Below are 15,417 nucleotides of genomic sequence, written 5' to 3'. Positions count from 1 at the left end.
TTATGGGTAAAGCCTTACCAAAGGGAAGGGTGCAGCATGTCAAACCTGAAGAGTTCTGCCATATGGGCCGCGGGGGCGGTGGTTCTGCTCTGCGGCATGGCCACATCGGACTGGCCTATCGCCTTGGCCTTGTTCGTTATTGTCTACGGATACAAGGCGTATGAGTTCTTCTACTTCCGCAGCGCGAAGTTCCTTGCCATCAAGAGCCGCATCAGCGCGCATATCCAAGACTGCAACAACCTCAACGACCACATCGAGGAACTGAAAAGCACCCAGATCGGTACCGACATGTCCCACCGCGGCCACGCCGAACGACGCGATAACAGCCGCTGGAACTACAAGCGCACCGAGTTCAGGAAAGACAGCAACGCCGCCAACGTCTACAACTGCTCACGCGACATCGTGGCCGGAGCACAACGAGACCCCATAAAATACCTCTGCAAATACTTCGGATTCAACGCGGACGAGCCCACCCTGAACCAATTCGAGACCATGCTCAACAACTTCACCGCCGCCGAAGACGGCAAGCAGGCGCTCGCGGGCGAGAAGAACGAGATACTGGGCAGCATCGCTAATGAGATACCGCTCCCGATCAAGGTGCTTGCCAAGAAGCAGCTGGCGAGGAAGCTCGGCTTCAAGGACGTGACCCTGAACGATATGTTCTATCCCAGCTTCAAGTTCCAATATGTTTCCTCCGGCGGCAACGCCTCGACGAACTCCGTCGTCACGCTGGACATCCCGAACCTCAACGCCATGGTCGAATACCTCAGCGGGCGAATCCAGTGGCGCAAGAGCGTGGCCGGACAGCGAGCGCTCATGACCTCGGCCCTGCGCAAGTACATCCTGCAACGCGACAACTACACCTGCCGCATCTGCGGTGCGAACCTCAACGCCGAACCGCACCTGCTGCTGGAGGTCGATCACATCATCCCCGTCTCCAAAGGCGGCATGACCACGGAGAGCAACCTGCAAACACTATGCTGGCGCTGCAACCGCAGCAAGGGAGCTAAGATGCAAGAATAGTCGTGGGGCTCTGACTGCTACTCAAACACTTGATTAAGTTCTTATGGGTACGATTTTAGGTACAAAGCATCCCTCAAACTCATAAGAATCCTTATTTTGCAACGGCTATGGCGATATATATTGAGTTCCCTTTGGGCCCACCAGATTGGCGGGATTCCAAGGCTTGCAAGGTCTTGGAATCCCGTTTTTCGTATCAGGTCGGTGGAACTAGGCAATCGTTTCGGTACAGAAGACGGGTGCTTCTGGCATGAAACCGTCGCTGAGCAGGCGATTTGCGATCGTTTCGAGCTAGAAGACGCTCGTTCCTATCATCAAATGGACGCTGAGGAGGGGATTTGCGGTCGTTTCAGTCCAGGAGACGAGGGTTTCTGTACTGAAGGGACCGCAAAGAAGGTGTTTGGCGGTCTTGCTGGTACAGGATGAATGCGCTTCTGTACTCAAAAGACCGCTGAGAGGCTGTTGCATACTGCTCGCGGGTGGTTTGGAGCCGTATTGTCCGCCAGACAAGAGACCCTGCTTGTATGACGGAGCCCATGTCAGGGCCTCCCTGAGTTTTCCCTGAGATAACCATGAACTTGGCATGAAATTAGGCGCAAGAACCTCTGCTGCATCGCATAATGAAAGCACTACGCGGCGCAAGCGGTGCAAGTCGCGGCAGGGAGGTGCATGATGACGAAGATGGATAATCCCCAAAGGCCTGAACGTGGCGGTGGATTCCGCAATATCATCGATTTCCTACTCGTACCTCATGCCGCGCGGAATCGGACATTGGATGCTTCCGCGATTCCGCCGGCAACCGCGCCCGGAACCGTCCATACTCAGTCCCGTCGCCGCTGGTTCGCCCAAATCGTCGTGCTGGTGTTGGCGTTGGCGCTGATCACCGGCATGGCCACGGCAGCTGCGGTGCGTGTACGTCGCAAGGAGCAGGACGGGCCGATCGACTGGCAGGTGCGTCCGCTTGCCATCGCCCATCGCGGTGATGACTCCGCTCCCGAGAACTCGCTGCACGCCATCACCAACGCCGGCGCGAACGGTGCCGACTATGCCGAGATCGACGTGCGGTTGGATGCCGACGGCACCCCGGTGGTCTTCCATGACCGCGCCACCGGCCGTCTTGCCGCGGACGGCCGCAACGTCTCGGTGGGCATCCTGAGCACCCGTGAACTGCAGCACTTGACCATGCGTCAGAACGGCGAGGACTTCCACGTACCGACCCTCGAACAGGCCGTGATGGCCGCCCAACACGTCAACGACCATCTGGGGCTGCTGCTGGACATGAAGACCGGTTCCGTCCATGCGCCGAAGCTGACCCGCGCCATCTCCCGCGTGATCGAACGCAACAATTTCTCCGACCGTGCGATGTTCATGTCCACCAACGACGACGCGGTCGAATTCATGCGCAAGCTGCATCCGGGCTGGACGGTCGGCAAGTGCGTGAGCCCGGCGGGCCATCCGGAAGTCGGCTGGCCCAGGGGAGTGAGCTTCGTGGTGATGCGTGGCAACCGGCTGGACCAGGCCGTTCTGGACCGTGCGAATCGCAGCAACATCCCCGTGTACGCCGGTGTGAGCGGCGACTATAACGAAGGCAAGCGGTGCCTGAAACTCGGTGCGGACGGCGTGCTGGGCGCCAGTGCGAAAAGCGTGCGCAGGCTGGCGCGCCGGTTCGCCTTCACGGTGAGGCAGGGGAGGCCTGGCGATATGGCCGCATCGCGGGCATCGGACGGCCCGCATGACGATGCAATCGCTAGACTGCAACGTAATCGGCCAATGGCCGGGCACTGACGCCGGCGGTATCGGACGGGCGCCACCTATGAGAGGAGCATCATCATGAGCGAAAAGATGGAAGCGGTCGCGACTTCCGAGGCACCGGCCGCGCTGGGCGCGTACAGCCAGGCCGTCAAGGCGAACGGATTCGTGTTCGTCTCCGGCCAGCTGGGCATCGACCCGGCCACCGGCGAACTGGCCGGCGAGACCGCGGGCGAGCAGGCCGCCCAGGCGCTCAAGAACATCAAGTGCATTCTGGACACCGCCGGCACGGGCATTGAGCACGTGTGCCGCGCCACCATCTACCTGAAGAACGTGGAGGACTTCAAGGAGGTGGACGCCCGTTACGCCGAGGTGTTCATCGGCTCCGTGAAGCCGGCCCGCGTGGCGTTCGGCGGCAACGACATCCCCAAGGGCGCGCTCGTGGAGATCGACGCCATCGCCGTGCTGTGATGCGCTGATCGCCGTTTTGCTTTTGCGATTTGAGACGACCCGTCGTCTGCCCGGATATACGAATCCGAGGTGGGCGACGGGTCGCTTTCGTCTGTAGGGAGTCTGTAGGGAGTCTGTAGGGCTGGGCGCGGGCGGCCTGAGTAATGCGAACAATGACGGTTCCGATTCGGGTGGGGCCGTGCAACAATGGTGGGCATGGCATCCAAAGGAAAACCGTCACCGCGTTCCGCGGTCAGCCCCCTGAGCGACGCACGGGTCGCCGAGCTTGCGAAACAGCATCGTCTGGTCGATCCGATGCATGATTTCCCCACCGGAGCGGGGCGCAAGGCCAAACTCGACGAGATCAACGCACAGAATCCCAAGGCCACCAAGCGACTGCTCACCGGCGTGGACGTGGTCTTCCACGCCAGCTGCAAGACCCGCGCATGGGGTCTCGAACAGGTACCCGAGGACGGTCCTTTCATCACCGCGGCCAGTCATGTGACCATGTTCGACGTGTTCGTGCCGATGGCCAGCCTGTTCCACATGGGCCGTCGTCCGCGGTACATGGCCAAGGCCGAGATGGCGAAGTGGCCGGTGATCGGCAAGTGGTTCCAGCTGGTGGGCATGCAGCCGGTCCAGCGCCACTCCGGCAAGGCCAAGCAGATCGAGGAGACGTCCATCGACATCCTCACCTCCGGCCGTCCGCTCACCGTCTGGCCGGAAGGCACCGTGACCCGTGACCCGCAGAAATGGGTGATGAGCATCAAGGAGGGCGTGGGATTCATCGCGCTCGAATCCTCCCGCCGACTGGGCCGTCAGGTGCCGCTGTTCCCGGCGGTCACGTGGGGCGCGGCGTCCATCAACCATTGGTGGCCGTGGCCGCGCAAGAACGTGGTGATGTGCTACGACCATCAGCTCGATTACGCCGATTTGCTTACGGACATGGATTCGTGGGGCGACGAGCCGCCGGTCGAGGCCGTCAACGAGCTGACGTGGCGCGTATTGAAGCGCATGAATACGGTGCTGGCCGCGATCCGCGGCGAACGATTCCCGGCCGAGGGCTATTGGGACTACCGCAGCATGAGCCGCAAGCCGTGGCCCGAGATCGGCGGGCCGTTCCCGGCGGAGTAACCGGAGTAACATGGCACGAGGTAATCGCGCGGCGTATGACTACCCCTCAGTCAGCGTTGCTGACAGCTCCCCTGACAAGGGGAGCCGAGGGACTGGACCCTTGCGATAAACGAAGGAGTAGACATCATGGGTAGGAAAGTAACGGTTCTCGGAGCAGGAGCATGGGCGGAGCCGTTAAGCTGACAGTCCGGTGGACTGTCAGTAGGCGACGCTGAGCGGCGGCAGCCGTGAAGCAGCAAAACAGCACCCCATGCGACAAACGAAGGAGCGAACATCATGGGTAGGAAAGTAACGGTTCTCGGAGCAGGAGCATGGGGTACCGCCTTCGGTCAGGTGCTGGCCGACGCGGGCAACACCGTGACCATGTGGGCCATGGAGCCCGAAATCGTGGAGGGCATCCGCGACCATCACCACAACGGCGTGCGCCTGCCGTCCGTGGAGAAGCTGCCGGACGCCATGACCGCCACCGGCGACCGTGCCGAGGCCGTCAAGGACGCCGAGATCGTGGTGGTGGCCATCGCCGCCCAGTTCGCGCGCGTGGCCCTGACCGAGTTCAAGGGCCTCATCCCCGAGAACGCCATCGTGGTGAGCCTGATGAAGGGCATCGAACGCAAGACCAACAAGCGCATGGACGAAGTGGTGCGTGAGACCCTCGACCTGCCGGCCGACCGTTTCGCCGCCATCTCCGGCCCGAACCTGTCCAAGGAGATCGCCGATCGTCACCCCGCCGCCACCGTGGTGGCCTGCGAGGACATCGAAAACGCCAAGAAGGTGGCCGAAACCTGCACCACCTCCTACTTCAAGGCCTTCGTGACCACCGACGTGATCGGTCTGGAGATGTGCGGCAGCCTCAAGAACGTGACCGCGCTCGCCGTGGGCATGGCCCGTGGCGCCGGCTACGGCGAGAACACCGCCGCCATGATCGAGACCCGCGGTCTGGCTGAGCTGACCGCCCTGGGCGCGGCCGCCGGCGCCGATCCCAAGACCTTCGCTGGCCTGGCCGGTGTGGGCGACCTCATCGCCACCTGCGGCTCCCCGCTCTCCCGCAACTACACGTTCGGCTCCAACCTGGGCAAGGGCATGAGCGTTGAGGAAGCCACCAAGGTGAGCAACGGCGTGGCCGAGGGCGTGCCCACCACGGACGCCGTCGTGGCGCTCGGCGACCAGCTCGGCGTGCCCACCCCGCTGGCCTACCAGATGAGCCGCGTGCTCAACGAGGGCATCTCCTGCTCTGAGATGCTGTCCGGCCTCTTCGGCCGCGAAGTCACCGCCGAGTAGGACTGCGGCCCAACGATAGGGCCGGGGCGCGAGTACACTCGGGTCACGGATTTAGGAACGGCGGACAGACGCCGGACAAGAGTCGAAAGATAGGGATGGTTATGGCCAAAAAGCGTGTTGTGGTGCTGTACGGTGGACGTGCGGACGAGCATTCGATCTCCTGCATCTCCACCGCCGGCGTGCTCAACGCCATGGACACCGATCGCTTCGAGCCGATTCCGGTCGGCATCACCAAGGACGGCAAGTGGATCGTCAACGGTGAGGACCCGCGCGGATGGAGCCTGGACGGCGGCGAGCTGCCGACCGTGAAGATCACGCCGGAATCGCGCCCGGTGCTGCTGGATCCCTCCCGCGGCAAGGACGGCTTCTTCATGGGTGAACCGGAGCATCTGGGCTCCGGCGAATCCGGTTTCGGTACGAGCTTCGTGAGCCTCAACGACCCCGAAATGAACCATGTGCTCACCTCTCTGGGCCATGTGGACGCCGTGCTGCCCGTGCTGCACGGCCCGTACGGCGAGGATGGCACCATCCAGGGCCTCCTGGAAATGATGGACGTACCGTACGTGGGCTGTGGCGTGTTCGCCTCCGCCGCCTGCATGGATAAGCACTTCACCAAGGTGGTGCTCTCCTCGGCCGGCATCCCCACCGCGCCCGGCATCACCGTGGACGCGCGCAACTTCACCGCCGCGGGCGTGCTGGAGCAGGCCGAGGCCGCCCAGCTGGCCTACCCGCTGTTCGTCAAGCCCTCCCGCGCCGGCTCCAGCTTCGGTGTGACCAAGGTGGAACAGGCCGACGACCGCGAGACCCAGCTCGACCGTCTGGCCGCCGCGATCGCCACCGCCGGCGAGCATGACTGGAAGGTGCTCATCGAGCAGGGCATCGACGGCCGCGAGGTGGAATGCGCCGTGCTGTGCGCCAAGCCGGGCGACGAGCCGGAGGCCAGCTGGCCCGGCGAGATCGTGCTCGACCACCAGGACGACGACCAGTTCTACGACTTCGACTCCAAGTACATGGACGCTTCCGCCAGCCACGTGGAAGTGCCGGCCAACCTGCCGGTGAGCGTGCTGGAGGACGTGCGCGACGTGGCCCGTCGCGCCTTCAAGGCCGTGGACGGTGCCGGACTGAGCCGCGTGGACACCTTCGTGACCCCGGACGGCACGGTGATGGTCAACGAGATCAACACCATGCCCGGCTTCACGCCGATCTCCATGTACCCCAAGGCCTGGGAGGCCACGGGCATCGGTTACACCGAGCTCATCACCCGCCTCATCGAGGGCGTGCTGCGCTGACGCGCGTTCCTGCATTCACGGAAGCCTTGAAGGGGATCGGCCGAGAGACCGGTCCCCTTTTGATATGGATTATGTGGAATGGCTTTCATGGATCTTATTGGACTACCCCTCAGTCGGCTTCGCCGCCAGCTCCCCTGACAAGGGGAGCCAAGAAAAAAGATGACGTATCCGCCGTAATCGTCACGAATTCATCTTCGGTTTCCTTTTGTTCAGCGAACGGTCGCCAAACGGTGCCGAGCGTTCATCTGCACGCCAGTGTCGGTACATTCTGAACGCTTATGTTCGTTTTTTGGAATTACGGGCCGCGCGAATCACGACGCGAAACAAGCCCACGACTCCCGGGATTCGGCCTCATACGCCGTATCCGGATGTATGCCCAAGAAAAGGAACATCATGAAGAACCTGCGTAAGATCGCGGCCGGCTCCCTCGCCGCCGTGCTGGCGTTCACCATGGCCGCCTGCGGCTCCGGCAACGCCTCCTCCGACTCCGCTTCCGGCTCCACCTCCACCGGCAAGGCCGTGAAGGTCAACGAGAAGTCCGCCAAGGCCACCTCCCTGAAGGACTTCGGCACCATGGACGACCTCGTCAAGGCCGCCGAGGAAGAGGGTGCCCTGAACGTCATCGCCCTGCCGCACGACTGGTCCAACTACGGCGAGGTGATCGACGGCTTCAAGAAGAAGTACCCGAAGATCAAGATCACCGAGCTCAACCCGAACGCCTCCTCCAAGGAGGAGCTGGACGCCGCCAAGACCAACAAGGGCACCGACGCCGCCCCGGACGTGTTCGACGTCGGCCAGTCCATCGCCGCCACCTCCACGGACGCCTTCGCCCCCTACAAGGTGCAGGCCTGGGACAAGATCCCGGACGAGAACAAGGACGCCAACGGCGCCTACTACGCCGACTACACCGGCATCATGTCCATCGGCTGGAACAAGGACAAGTACGGCGACATCACCAAGCTCGATGACCTGCTCGACCCGAAGTTCGCCGGCACCGTGGCCCTCAACGGCAAGCCCGCCGAGGCCGGTGCCGCCTTCAACGGCTACCTCATGGTCAACCAGCTGGCCGGCGGCGACATCAACAACCTGCAGCCCGGCCTCGACTTCTTCAAGAAGCTCAAGGATGCCGGCAACCTGACCACCGTGGATGTGACCAACGGCACCATCGACTCCGGCCAGACCGGCGTGGTCATGGACTGGACCTACAACCAGGCCTCCTACAAGAAGGAGCTCAAGAGCAAGGGCGTGAACTGGGAGTACAAGACCTTCCCGAAGGCCCAGGTGGTGAGCTACTACAACCAGGCCATCAACGTGGACGCCCCGCACCCGGCGGCCGCCCGCCTGTGGGAGGAGTACCTGTACACCGCCGAAGCCCAGAACCTGTGGTTCAAGGGCGGTGCTAACCCGGTCCTGCTCGACTCCATGAAGCAGGATGGCACCGTGGACAAGGACGTGCTCAAGGACGCCATCACCATCGAGGGCAAGCCTGTGAACTACACCAACGACGACGCCACCCGTATCACCGACTGGCTCCAGAACAACTGGGACAAGACGATCGGCAACTGAGCCGCTGGCTCGGTGACCATACCGAAACGTCAAGAATCAAGGCATCATTCATGACCGCCGCAATTGCACAGAACGGACCTGCCGCCGCCAAGGCCGCGGGTCCGTCCGCTACCTCCTCCACGCTGGCCCGGCATCGCCAGGAACTCGGCACCCTCGCCGTGACCCTGCCGTTCTTCGCCTACACCGCGTGCTTCCTGCTCGCGCCCACCGTGATCGTGGTGCTCGGCGCGTTCCAGACCCGTGACGGCGGCTTCACGCTCGCCAACTTCAGCAAGCTGTTCGAAGCCAACACCGTCTCCGCATTCGTCACGTCCATCGTGGTATCCGTCGCGTCCTCGGTGATCGGCGCCGTGGTGGGCGGCCTCGCCTCCTACGCGCTGGTGATCGGCGCCAAACCCAACGGCCTCATGCGCCGCATGGTCTCCGCCATCTCCTCCGTGCTCGCCCAATTCGGCGGCGTGATGCTCGCCTTCGCGTTCATCGCCACCATCGGCATCAACGGCATCGGCACCATGTTCATCAAGCAGGTGACCGGTCTGACCGTCAACCCCAACTGGCTGAGCTCGTTGCCGGGCCTCGTGACCGTGTACTGCTACTTCCAGATCCCGCTGATGATCATCATCTTCCTGCCCGCGGTCGATTCCATCCGTCCGCAGTGGCGCGAGGCCTGCGAATCGCTCGGCGGCAACACTGTGCAGTACTGGACGCGCGTGGCCCTGCCGATCCTGGCACCCCGCTTCATCTCCGCGTTCCTGCTGCTGTTCGCCTCCGCGTTCTCCGCGTACGCCACCGCAGCCGCCCTGTTCTCCCAGCGTTCGATTCTCGTGCCGCTGATGATCCAAGGCGCCATGCGCAACGAGATGGACCCGAACCAGCAGGGCTTCGCCCAGGTGCTGGCATTCGCGATGATCGTGGTCGTGGCCATCGTCATGCTGCTGAGCCACGCCGTGGAAAAGAGGGCCGGACGTTGGCAGTGAACGAAACGAATGCAACAAACGCGACCGTGGAAGCCGTCGCGGCCGAAACTACCGGCACCAAGCCGCCGCAGCTGCGCGCCGCCCGCGTGCGCAAGCAGAGCATCATCAAATTCGTGATCCTGCTCGTCACGCTGGGCTTCCTGTTCATCCCGCTGTTCTCGATGCTCATCTTCACGCTGCGCCACCCGCTGTCCGGGCGCTGGTCGCTGGCCCCGTGGGTCGCGATCTTCACCGGCAACGGCGAGTCGCTGGGCGCGGACCTGACCGTGCTGTGGCAGGGCCTCGGAACCTCGCTGGCGCTGTGCGTGGTGACCGTGGTGATCATGCTGCTGCTCATGGTGCCCACGATGGTGATCGTGCACATCCGCTCCAAGGCGCTGGAGCGTGCCATCGAATGGGTGGCCACGCTGCCGCTGACCATCCCCGCCATCGTGCTGGTGGTGGGCCTCGGACCGATCTACCGCTGGCTGTCCGCCGACGTGCTGAGCACCAACCCCATCTGGCTGTGCTTCGCGTACGTGATTCTTGTGATGCCGTTCGCCTTCCGCGCCATCGCCGTGGGCCTCAACTCCATCGACGTCAAGACGTTGGTGGAGGCCTCCCGCTCGCTCGGCGCCTCCTGGCCCAAGGTGTTCTTCCGGGTGATCATCCCGAACCTGTGGCAGTCGATCCTTTCGGCATCCTTCATCTCCATCGCCGTGGTGCTGGGCGAATACACCGTCGCCTCGCTGCTCGGCCGCATGAACCTCCAGGTCGCGCTCTACCAGCTCGGCCAATCCAACTCTCAGATCTCCACCGCCATGTCGCTGCTTGCTCTGCTCTTCGGCGTGGTGCTGCTCGTCGCGCTCGACCTCATCTCCGACGCGATGCGCAAATCCAAGGAAGGTAAGTGACCAGACATGACCGCTGATCAGAAGATTTCGGCGTCCTCCCTCACCGCCGTCAAGCCGGACGAGGACGCTTTCAAGAACGACCCGACCGCCACGCTCGAAGGCGTGCGCGGCAAGGACGTGACCAAGGCCGCCAAGCAGCTGCTGCGCGAAAGCGCCAAGCGCGGCGGCGGCTCCATCCAGATGCAGGACGTGGTCAAGATCTACCCCGGCTCCACCAAGCGCGCCCTCGACGACTTCAACCTCGACATCAAGCCCGGCGAGATGGTGGTGCTGCTCGGCGGCTCCGGCTGCGGCAAGTCCACCGCGCTGCGCTCGTTGGCCGGCCTCGAGGACATTCAGGGCGGCCGCATCATGGTGGGCGGCCAGGACGTGACCGGCGTGCCGGTCAACAAGCGCGAGATGGCCATGGTGTTCCAGGCCTACTCCCTCTTCCCGCACATGACCGCGCTCGAAAACGTGGCGTTCGGCCTCGAAGTGCGCGGCGTGGGCAAGGAGGAGCGCCGCAAGGTCGCCATGGAGCAGCTCGAGCTCGTGGGATTGGCCGACCAGGCCAAGAAGTACACGCAGCAGATGTCCGGCGGCCAGCAGCAGCGCGTGGCCCTGGCCCGCGCCCTCGCCATCAAGCCGCGCGTGCTCCTGCTCGACGAGCCGCTCTCCGCCCTCGACGCCAAGGTCCGCGTGCAGCTGCGCGACGAGATTCGCCGCATCCAGCTCAACACCGGCACCACCACCGTGTTCGTGACCCACGACCAGGAGGAGGCCCTGGCCGTCGCCGACCGCATCGGCGTGATGAACAAGGGCAAGATCGAGCAGATCGCCGCCCCGCAGGATCTCTACCAGCGCCCCGCCACCGAGTACGTGGCCACGTTCATCGGACTCACCAACCGCCTGCCCGGCGCGTCCAACGGCGAGGAGGCGGTGGTGTTCGGCCAGCGTCTGCCGCTGCTGCCCGGTTCCACCAAGGGCGATGCCGTGGCTGTGCTGGTGCGCCCGGAGAACCTCACGCTGGCCCTGCCCTCGCAGCACGATTCCCATGTGGGCGAACGCGCCCGCGTTGAGGTGATCCACTTCCTGGGGTCGCTGGTGCGCGTGGACACGGTCATCACCTCCGGCGAATACCAGCGCTGGAACAAGGGCGAACAGCTCAAGGTGACCGTGCAGCTGCCGGCCAGCGAACTGCCCGCAGGCCTGGTCGTCGGCGACGACGTGGTGGTCACGCCGCGCGCCGTGGCCGCGCTCGCCTGCTGAAAGGCGCGCAGTCCGCTGTTGCGGCGGTCGTTGTAGACAAATGTCGACTAACGATGGCAGGGCCGCGGGATTCTTAGGGATTCCGCGGCCCTTGCCGTATGCTGGTAGCTAACGCCGCAGTGGCGGACTCACAAGGCCAAGGACGGCCAAAGGATGGGGGAAACCGATGAGTGAGCCGATACCGACGATGCCCGCGCCCAACGCGCAACAGCCGCAATACCAGCCGCAGCCCGGCCAATCACCTCAACCGCAGGACTCGGACCCGCGACGCGCCCAGCACGCGCGTCAGGGTCGCGATTGGTGGTTCACCGCGCACCGCAGATTCTCGCTGATCGGCGCATCGCTGACCATCATGATATTGATCTGGAACGGCCTGAACATCCTACTCGGCACTTCGCTGGATCCGATGTTCGGCGGCAATATGCCGGTATGGGTGAACCTGCTCATCTCCTCCGGGCCGCTATACCTCGTGGCGATACCCCTGAGCATGCTCATCGTCACGCGCGTGCCGGCCATCAGGACCATCCAATACCCGATGCGCGTCGGCGAGTTCTTCCAGATGCTCATCATGTGCTTCCCGGTGATGTATCTGGGCAGTATTCTGGGCTTCGTCCTGAACCTCGTCCTGACCGGCGGGCGGGGCGCGAACCGGCTGAACCAGGTGATGGGCGGCGACGAATGGTGGGCCACATTGCTGTTTGTGGTCATACTCGCGCCGATCGTAGAGGAATGGCTGTTCCGCAAGGAGCTCATCTCCCGCCTGCGTCGTTACGGCGAGAAGACCGCGATCGTGTTCTCCGCCATCACCTTCGGCCTGTTCCACATGAACCTGTTCCAGTTCTTCTACGCCTTTGGACTGGGCCTTATCTTCGGCTATGTGTATACGCGCACTTCGCGCCTGCGGTACACCGTGCTCATGCACATGGTCATCAACCTCAATGGCTCGGTGGTGGCGCCGTTCCTCGTCGAGCAGGTCGATCCGCGCATCATGAACGGTTCGATGAGCCAGGAGGAACTGCTGCGTATGGCCTCCGAGCCCGGTGCCGGCATGGGTGGGATTGGTTATCTGTCTCTGTACGGCATGGTTCTGATGGGGCTGACGATCGCCGGCATCGTGCTGCTCATCATCAAGCGGAAGAGCTGGGAGTTCTACCCGGCGCCTGAGGAGCTGCCGGCAGGGCTCAAGGTGCGTACCGTCTACGGCAACCCCGGTGTCATCGTGTATCTGCTGCTCACCATCAGCCTGACCGTTTGGATGCTGTTCATGTAGTTTCGGGGCAGCGGGAGTTCTGCGGCATGAGCCGCTTCCCGCGCCTGCGCGAAATCACACGTTGTCGGACGAGCCGCCGTCCTCCACCAGATAGTCGGTGCCGGCCTCGGCGATGGCACGGGCGGCGCGGTCGCGTACGGTGGACAGCAGCACGCCGGGCTTGGCGAACAGTAGCACCTCACCGGTCATGCCGTACGGCGAAAAACCGGTGAACTTGACCAGCGGCGGCTGCGTCTCCAGCTCGACGTCCGCCGTGGCCTTCGTGACGCAATCAAGGATTTTCCGGCTCACCTCGGTTGGGTCGCTGGAGGCCTTGGCCGTGAATTCGAGAGTGACCGTTCCTTCGCTCACCGGCGTCAACTTGGTGAGCGAGGCGGTGTTGAGGATGGAATTGGGGATGACCATGCGGTCGCCGCTGCGCGTCTCGATCATCGAGTGACGCCACGTGATGTCCACCACGGTGCCGGTGGTGCCTTGGATGGTGACCAGATCGCCCGGCTGGATCACGCGGCCCAGCATAAGCCCGAACCCGCCGATCACGTTGGCGATGGTGTCCTTCAGGCCCAGGGAGAGGGCCACGCCGCCGACGCCAAGGGCGGTGACCAGCGTGGTGGGGTTGATACCGAACACCGGCTGCAGCACCATGGCCGCCGCGGCCACCCAGATCACCGTGCGCGTGAGGTTGATGAAGATGGAGGCGCTGGGAATCTCCGATTTATCCAGGACCTTGCGCAATACGCGGCTGACCACGCGGTCGGCGATGAACGCCACGGCGGCCACTACCAGCAACCAGATCAGTTTGCCGGCGTTCGTCTGGAACCATACGGACATCAGTGCACCAAAATCAGTCATACGCCTCACCGTAACAGCCGGTCGCAACACTTTTCCGATCGGAATCCTGAAGGTACGGCCGGAGCATTCCGGGCATATACCTACCATTTGCGGGACCGCGTAAAAGATTCTGGGCATATACCCACCACGGGGAGCGCAACTTCGGGCGCTTTGTGGTGGGTATATGCCCAGAATGGCCTTTATGGTGCCGATATGCACAGAATAATTGGCGGGTATATGCACAGAACCCACCAATTCGGGGCAGGCCCTACGCCTGATGCTCGCGGCAGGTCTGGCCGAGGCCGCGGGCCAGGCGAATCGGGTCGAGGATCTCGTCGAGCTGCTCGGCGGGCAGGTTGGTGCGCTCACCGGCCACCTCACGCACCGTGCGGCCGGTCGCCACGGCTTCGGCGGCGATGTCCGCGGCCTTCTCGTAGCCGATGTAATGGTTGAGTGCGGCCGAGATCGACGGCGAGGACTGGGCGAACGCGCGCCCGCGTTCCACGTTGACCTCGATGCCCTCCACGCAGTTGACGCGGAACACGGTCATGGCGTTGGTGAGCAGGGACATGCCGGTCAGCAGTTCGTGCACCATCACCGGGTCGAAGGCGTTGAGCTGCAACTGTCCCTCGGCCACGGCCCAGTTCACGGTCACGTCCATGCCGAAGATCATGAAGCAGCATTGGTTCACGCACTCGGGAATCACCGGGTTCACCTTGGCGGGCATGATGGACGAGCCGGCCTGGCGTGCGGGCACGTTGAGGTCGTTGAAGCCGCAGCGCGGGCCGGAATTGAGCAGACGCAGGTCGTCCGCGGCCTTCTTGAGGTGCACGGCGAGGCTCTTGATGGCGGCCGAGGTGGCCACGTACGCGCCCATGTCCGTCATCGCGGCCACCGGATCGGGTGCGGCCGTGACCGGCAGTCCGGTGATACGGGCCAGGTGGTCGATGGCGGACTTGCGGAACCTCAGGTCGGCGCAGATGCCGGTGCCGATGGCCGTGGCGCCGAGGTTCAGCTGGGCCAGCAGCGGCACCACGCGGTCGAACGCGGCCAGGTCGGACTTGAGCAGTGTGGCGAAGGCGTGGAATTCCTGGCCGTACGTCATCGGCACGGCGTCCTGCAGCTGCGTGCGGCCGATGGTCACGTCGTTGATGTGCTTGTCCGCGAGATCGTGGAAGGCCTTGGCGAGCTTCTTGGTGGCCTCGGCCAGCGGGCCGATCGCGTCGATGAGTGCGAGCTTGCAGGCCGCGGGGTAGGTGTCGTTGGTGGACTGGGATTCGTTGACGTCGTCGTTCGGATGGATGTAGGCGTAGTCGCCGCGCGGGTGGCCGGCGATCTCCAGCGCACGGTTGGCGATGACCTCGTTCATGTTCATGTTCGAGGACGTGCCGGCACCGCCCTGCATCACGTCCACCGGGAACTGGTCGGCGAGCTTGCCGCCCTCGATCTCCAGACAGGCCTGGCGGATGGCCTCGGCCTTGGTGTGGTCCAGCAGACCCAGCTCCTCGTTGGCGATGGCGCAGGCCCGCTTGACCGTGGCGTACGCGCGGATGAGCTCCGGGTGCTGGCCGTCCGTGATGCCGGAGACGGGGAAGTTGGCGATGGCGCGCTGGGTGTGGATGCCCCAGTACACGTCCGCCGGTACCTCCATCTGGCCGATGCAGTCGTGCTCGAGGCGGGTGCGGGCCAGTCTCTTATACACATCGGACGCT

13 protein-coding genes are annotated in these 15,417 nt (G+C 63.7%); 11 read left to right on the top strand and 2 right to left on the bottom strand.

Features of this window, described 5'->3' with window-relative positions; all coding sequences use genetic code 11:
• The first annotated feature begins 36 nt into the window (after nt 1–36).
• The 11 genes from DF196_RS11685 to DF196_RS11635 all read left to right on the top strand — a co-directional run bounded on the left by DF196_RS11685 (nt 37) and on the right by DF196_RS11635 (nt 12,874).
• Nucleotides 37–1,023 carry an HNH endonuclease gene (locus DF196_RS11685; RefSeq protein ID WP_109057976.1) on the top strand — a complete coding sequence of 329 codons (987 nt, stop codon included), beginning with the start codon at nt 37–39 and terminating at the stop codon, nt 1,021–1,023.
• Nucleotides 1,024–1,689: 666 nt separating this feature from the next.
• Nucleotides 1,690–2,805, top strand: coding sequence for a glycerophosphodiester phosphodiesterase family protein (locus tag DF196_RS11680; RefSeq protein ID WP_109057975.1), 1,116 nt, complete (start codon nt 1,690–1,692; stop codon nt 2,803–2,805).
• A gap of 45 nt (nt 2,806–2,850) precedes the next feature.
• On the top strand, nt 2,851–3,240 hold the full coding sequence (locus DF196_RS11675) for a Rid family detoxifying hydrolase (RefSeq protein ID WP_055427441.1): 390 nt from the start codon (nt 2,851–2,853) through the stop codon (nt 3,238–3,240).
• A gap of 195 nt (nt 3,241–3,435) precedes the next feature.
• A complete protein-coding gene (locus DF196_RS11670; protein ID WP_109058000.1) occupies nt 3,436–4,353 on the top strand; it encodes a lysophospholipid acyltransferase family protein in 918 nt (305 codons plus the stop codon).
• Nucleotides 4,354–4,629: 276 nt separating this feature from the next.
• The gene (locus DF196_RS11665) at nt 4,630–5,631 is read left to right on the top strand and encodes an NAD(P)H-dependent glycerol-3-phosphate dehydrogenase (protein ID WP_109057974.1); all 1,002 of its coding nucleotides are present in this window, start codon (nt 4,630–4,632) and stop codon (nt 5,629–5,631) included.
• A 101-nt stretch (nt 5,632–5,732) separates the two neighbouring features.
• Nucleotides 5,733–6,920: a D-alanine--D-alanine ligase family protein gene (locus DF196_RS11660; RefSeq protein ID WP_109057973.1), complete on the top strand. Its 1,188-nt coding sequence runs from the start codon at nt 5,733–5,735 to the stop codon at nt 6,918–6,920.
• Between the two features lie 393 nt (nt 6,921–7,313).
• Nucleotides 7,314–8,486 carry an ABC transporter substrate-binding protein gene (locus DF196_RS11655; RefSeq protein WP_109057972.1) on the top strand — a complete coding sequence of 391 codons (1,173 nt, stop codon included), beginning with the start codon at nt 7,314–7,316 and terminating at the stop codon, nt 8,484–8,486.
• 50 nt (nt 8,487–8,536) lie between these two features.
• A complete protein-coding gene (locus DF196_RS11650) occupies nt 8,537–9,463 on the top strand; it encodes an ABC transporter permease (RefSeq protein WP_109057971.1) in 927 nt (308 codons plus the stop codon).
• A gap of 26 nt (nt 9,464–9,489) precedes the next feature.
• Nucleotides 9,490–10,356 (top strand): ABC transporter permease, encoded by an 867-nt coding sequence (locus DF196_RS11645; protein ID WP_109057999.1) that lies wholly within the window; start codon nt 9,490–9,492, stop codon nt 10,354–10,356.
• Nucleotides 10,357–10,362: 6 nt separating this feature from the next.
• A complete protein-coding gene (locus tag DF196_RS11640) occupies nt 10,363–11,604 on the top strand; it encodes an ABC transporter ATP-binding protein (RefSeq protein ID WP_109057970.1) in 1,242 nt (413 codons plus the stop codon).
• Nucleotides 11,605–11,770: 166 nt separating this feature from the next.
• Nucleotides 11,771–12,874: a CPBP family intramembrane glutamic endopeptidase gene (locus DF196_RS11635; RefSeq protein WP_109057969.1), complete on the top strand. Its 1,104-nt coding sequence runs from the start codon at nt 11,771–11,773 to the stop codon at nt 12,872–12,874.
• A 54-nt stretch (nt 12,875–12,928) separates the two neighbouring features.
• Here the strand turns inward: DF196_RS11635 and DF196_RS11630 are convergent, their stop codons facing one another.
• Nucleotides 12,929–13,726 carry a mechanosensitive ion channel family protein gene (locus DF196_RS11630; protein ID WP_109057968.1) on the bottom strand — a complete coding sequence of 266 codons (798 nt, stop codon included), beginning with the start codon at nt 13,724–13,726 and terminating at the stop codon, nt 12,929–12,931.
• Between the two features lie 247 nt (nt 13,727–13,973).
• Nucleotides 13,974–15,356 carry an aspartate ammonia-lyase gene (locus tag DF196_RS11625; protein WP_241519711.1) on the bottom strand — a complete coding sequence of 461 codons (1,383 nt, stop codon included), beginning with the start codon at nt 15,354–15,356 and terminating at the stop codon, nt 13,974–13,976.
• Nucleotides 15,357–15,417 lie beyond the last annotated feature (61 nt).

Source organism: Bifidobacterium callitrichidarum (genome assembly GCF_003129905.1).
Classification (GTDB): Bacteria; Actinomycetota; Actinomycetes; order Actinomycetales; family Bifidobacteriaceae; genus Bifidobacterium; species Bifidobacterium callitrichidarum.
The sequence above is the reverse complement of the archived record's forward strand: the minus strand, read 5'-3'. Positions and strand labels throughout refer to the sequence as shown.

Bases quoted from the DNA above. Each gene is read 5' to 3' on its own strand.
- DF196_RS11680 (WP_109057975.1), top strand. From the start codon at position 1,690: ATGATGACGAAGATGGATAATCCCCAAAGGCCTGAACGTGGCGGTGGA.
- DF196_RS11665 (WP_109057974.1), top strand. From the start codon at position 4,630: ATGGGTAGGAAAGTAACGGTTCTCGGAGCAGGAGCATGGGGTACCGCC.
- DF196_RS11635 (WP_109057969.1), top strand. From the start codon at position 11,771: ATGAGTGAGCCGATACCGACGATGCCCGCGCCCAACGCGCAACAGCCG.
- DF196_RS11685 (WP_109057976.1), top strand. From the start codon at position 37: ATGTCAAACCTGAAGAGTTCTGCCATATGGGCCGCGGGGGCGGTGGTT.
- DF196_RS11655 (WP_109057972.1), top strand. From the start codon at position 7,314: ATGAAGAACCTGCGTAAGATCGCGGCCGGCTCCCTCGCCGCCGTGCTG.
- DF196_RS11630 (WP_109057968.1), bottom strand. From the start codon at position 13,726: ATGACTGATTTTGGTGCACTGATGTCCGTATGGTTCCAGACGAACGCC.
- DF196_RS11675 (WP_055427441.1), top strand. From the start codon at position 2,851: ATGAGCGAAAAGATGGAAGCGGTCGCGACTTCCGAGGCACCGGCCGCG.
- DF196_RS11640 (WP_109057970.1), top strand. From the start codon at position 10,363: ATGACCGCTGATCAGAAGATTTCGGCGTCCTCCCTCACCGCCGTCAAG.
- DF196_RS11625 (WP_241519711.1), bottom strand. From the start codon at position 15,356: ATGGAGGTACCGGCGGACGTGTACTGGGGCATCCACACCCAGCGCGCC.
- DF196_RS11670 (WP_109058000.1), top strand. From the start codon at position 3,436: ATGGCATCCAAAGGAAAACCGTCACCGCGTTCCGCGGTCAGCCCCCTG.
- DF196_RS11660 (WP_109057973.1), top strand. From the start codon at position 5,733: ATGGCCAAAAAGCGTGTTGTGGTGCTGTACGGTGGACGTGCGGACGAG.
- DF196_RS11650 (WP_109057971.1), top strand. From the start codon at position 8,537: ATGACCGCCGCAATTGCACAGAACGGACCTGCCGCCGCCAAGGCCGCG.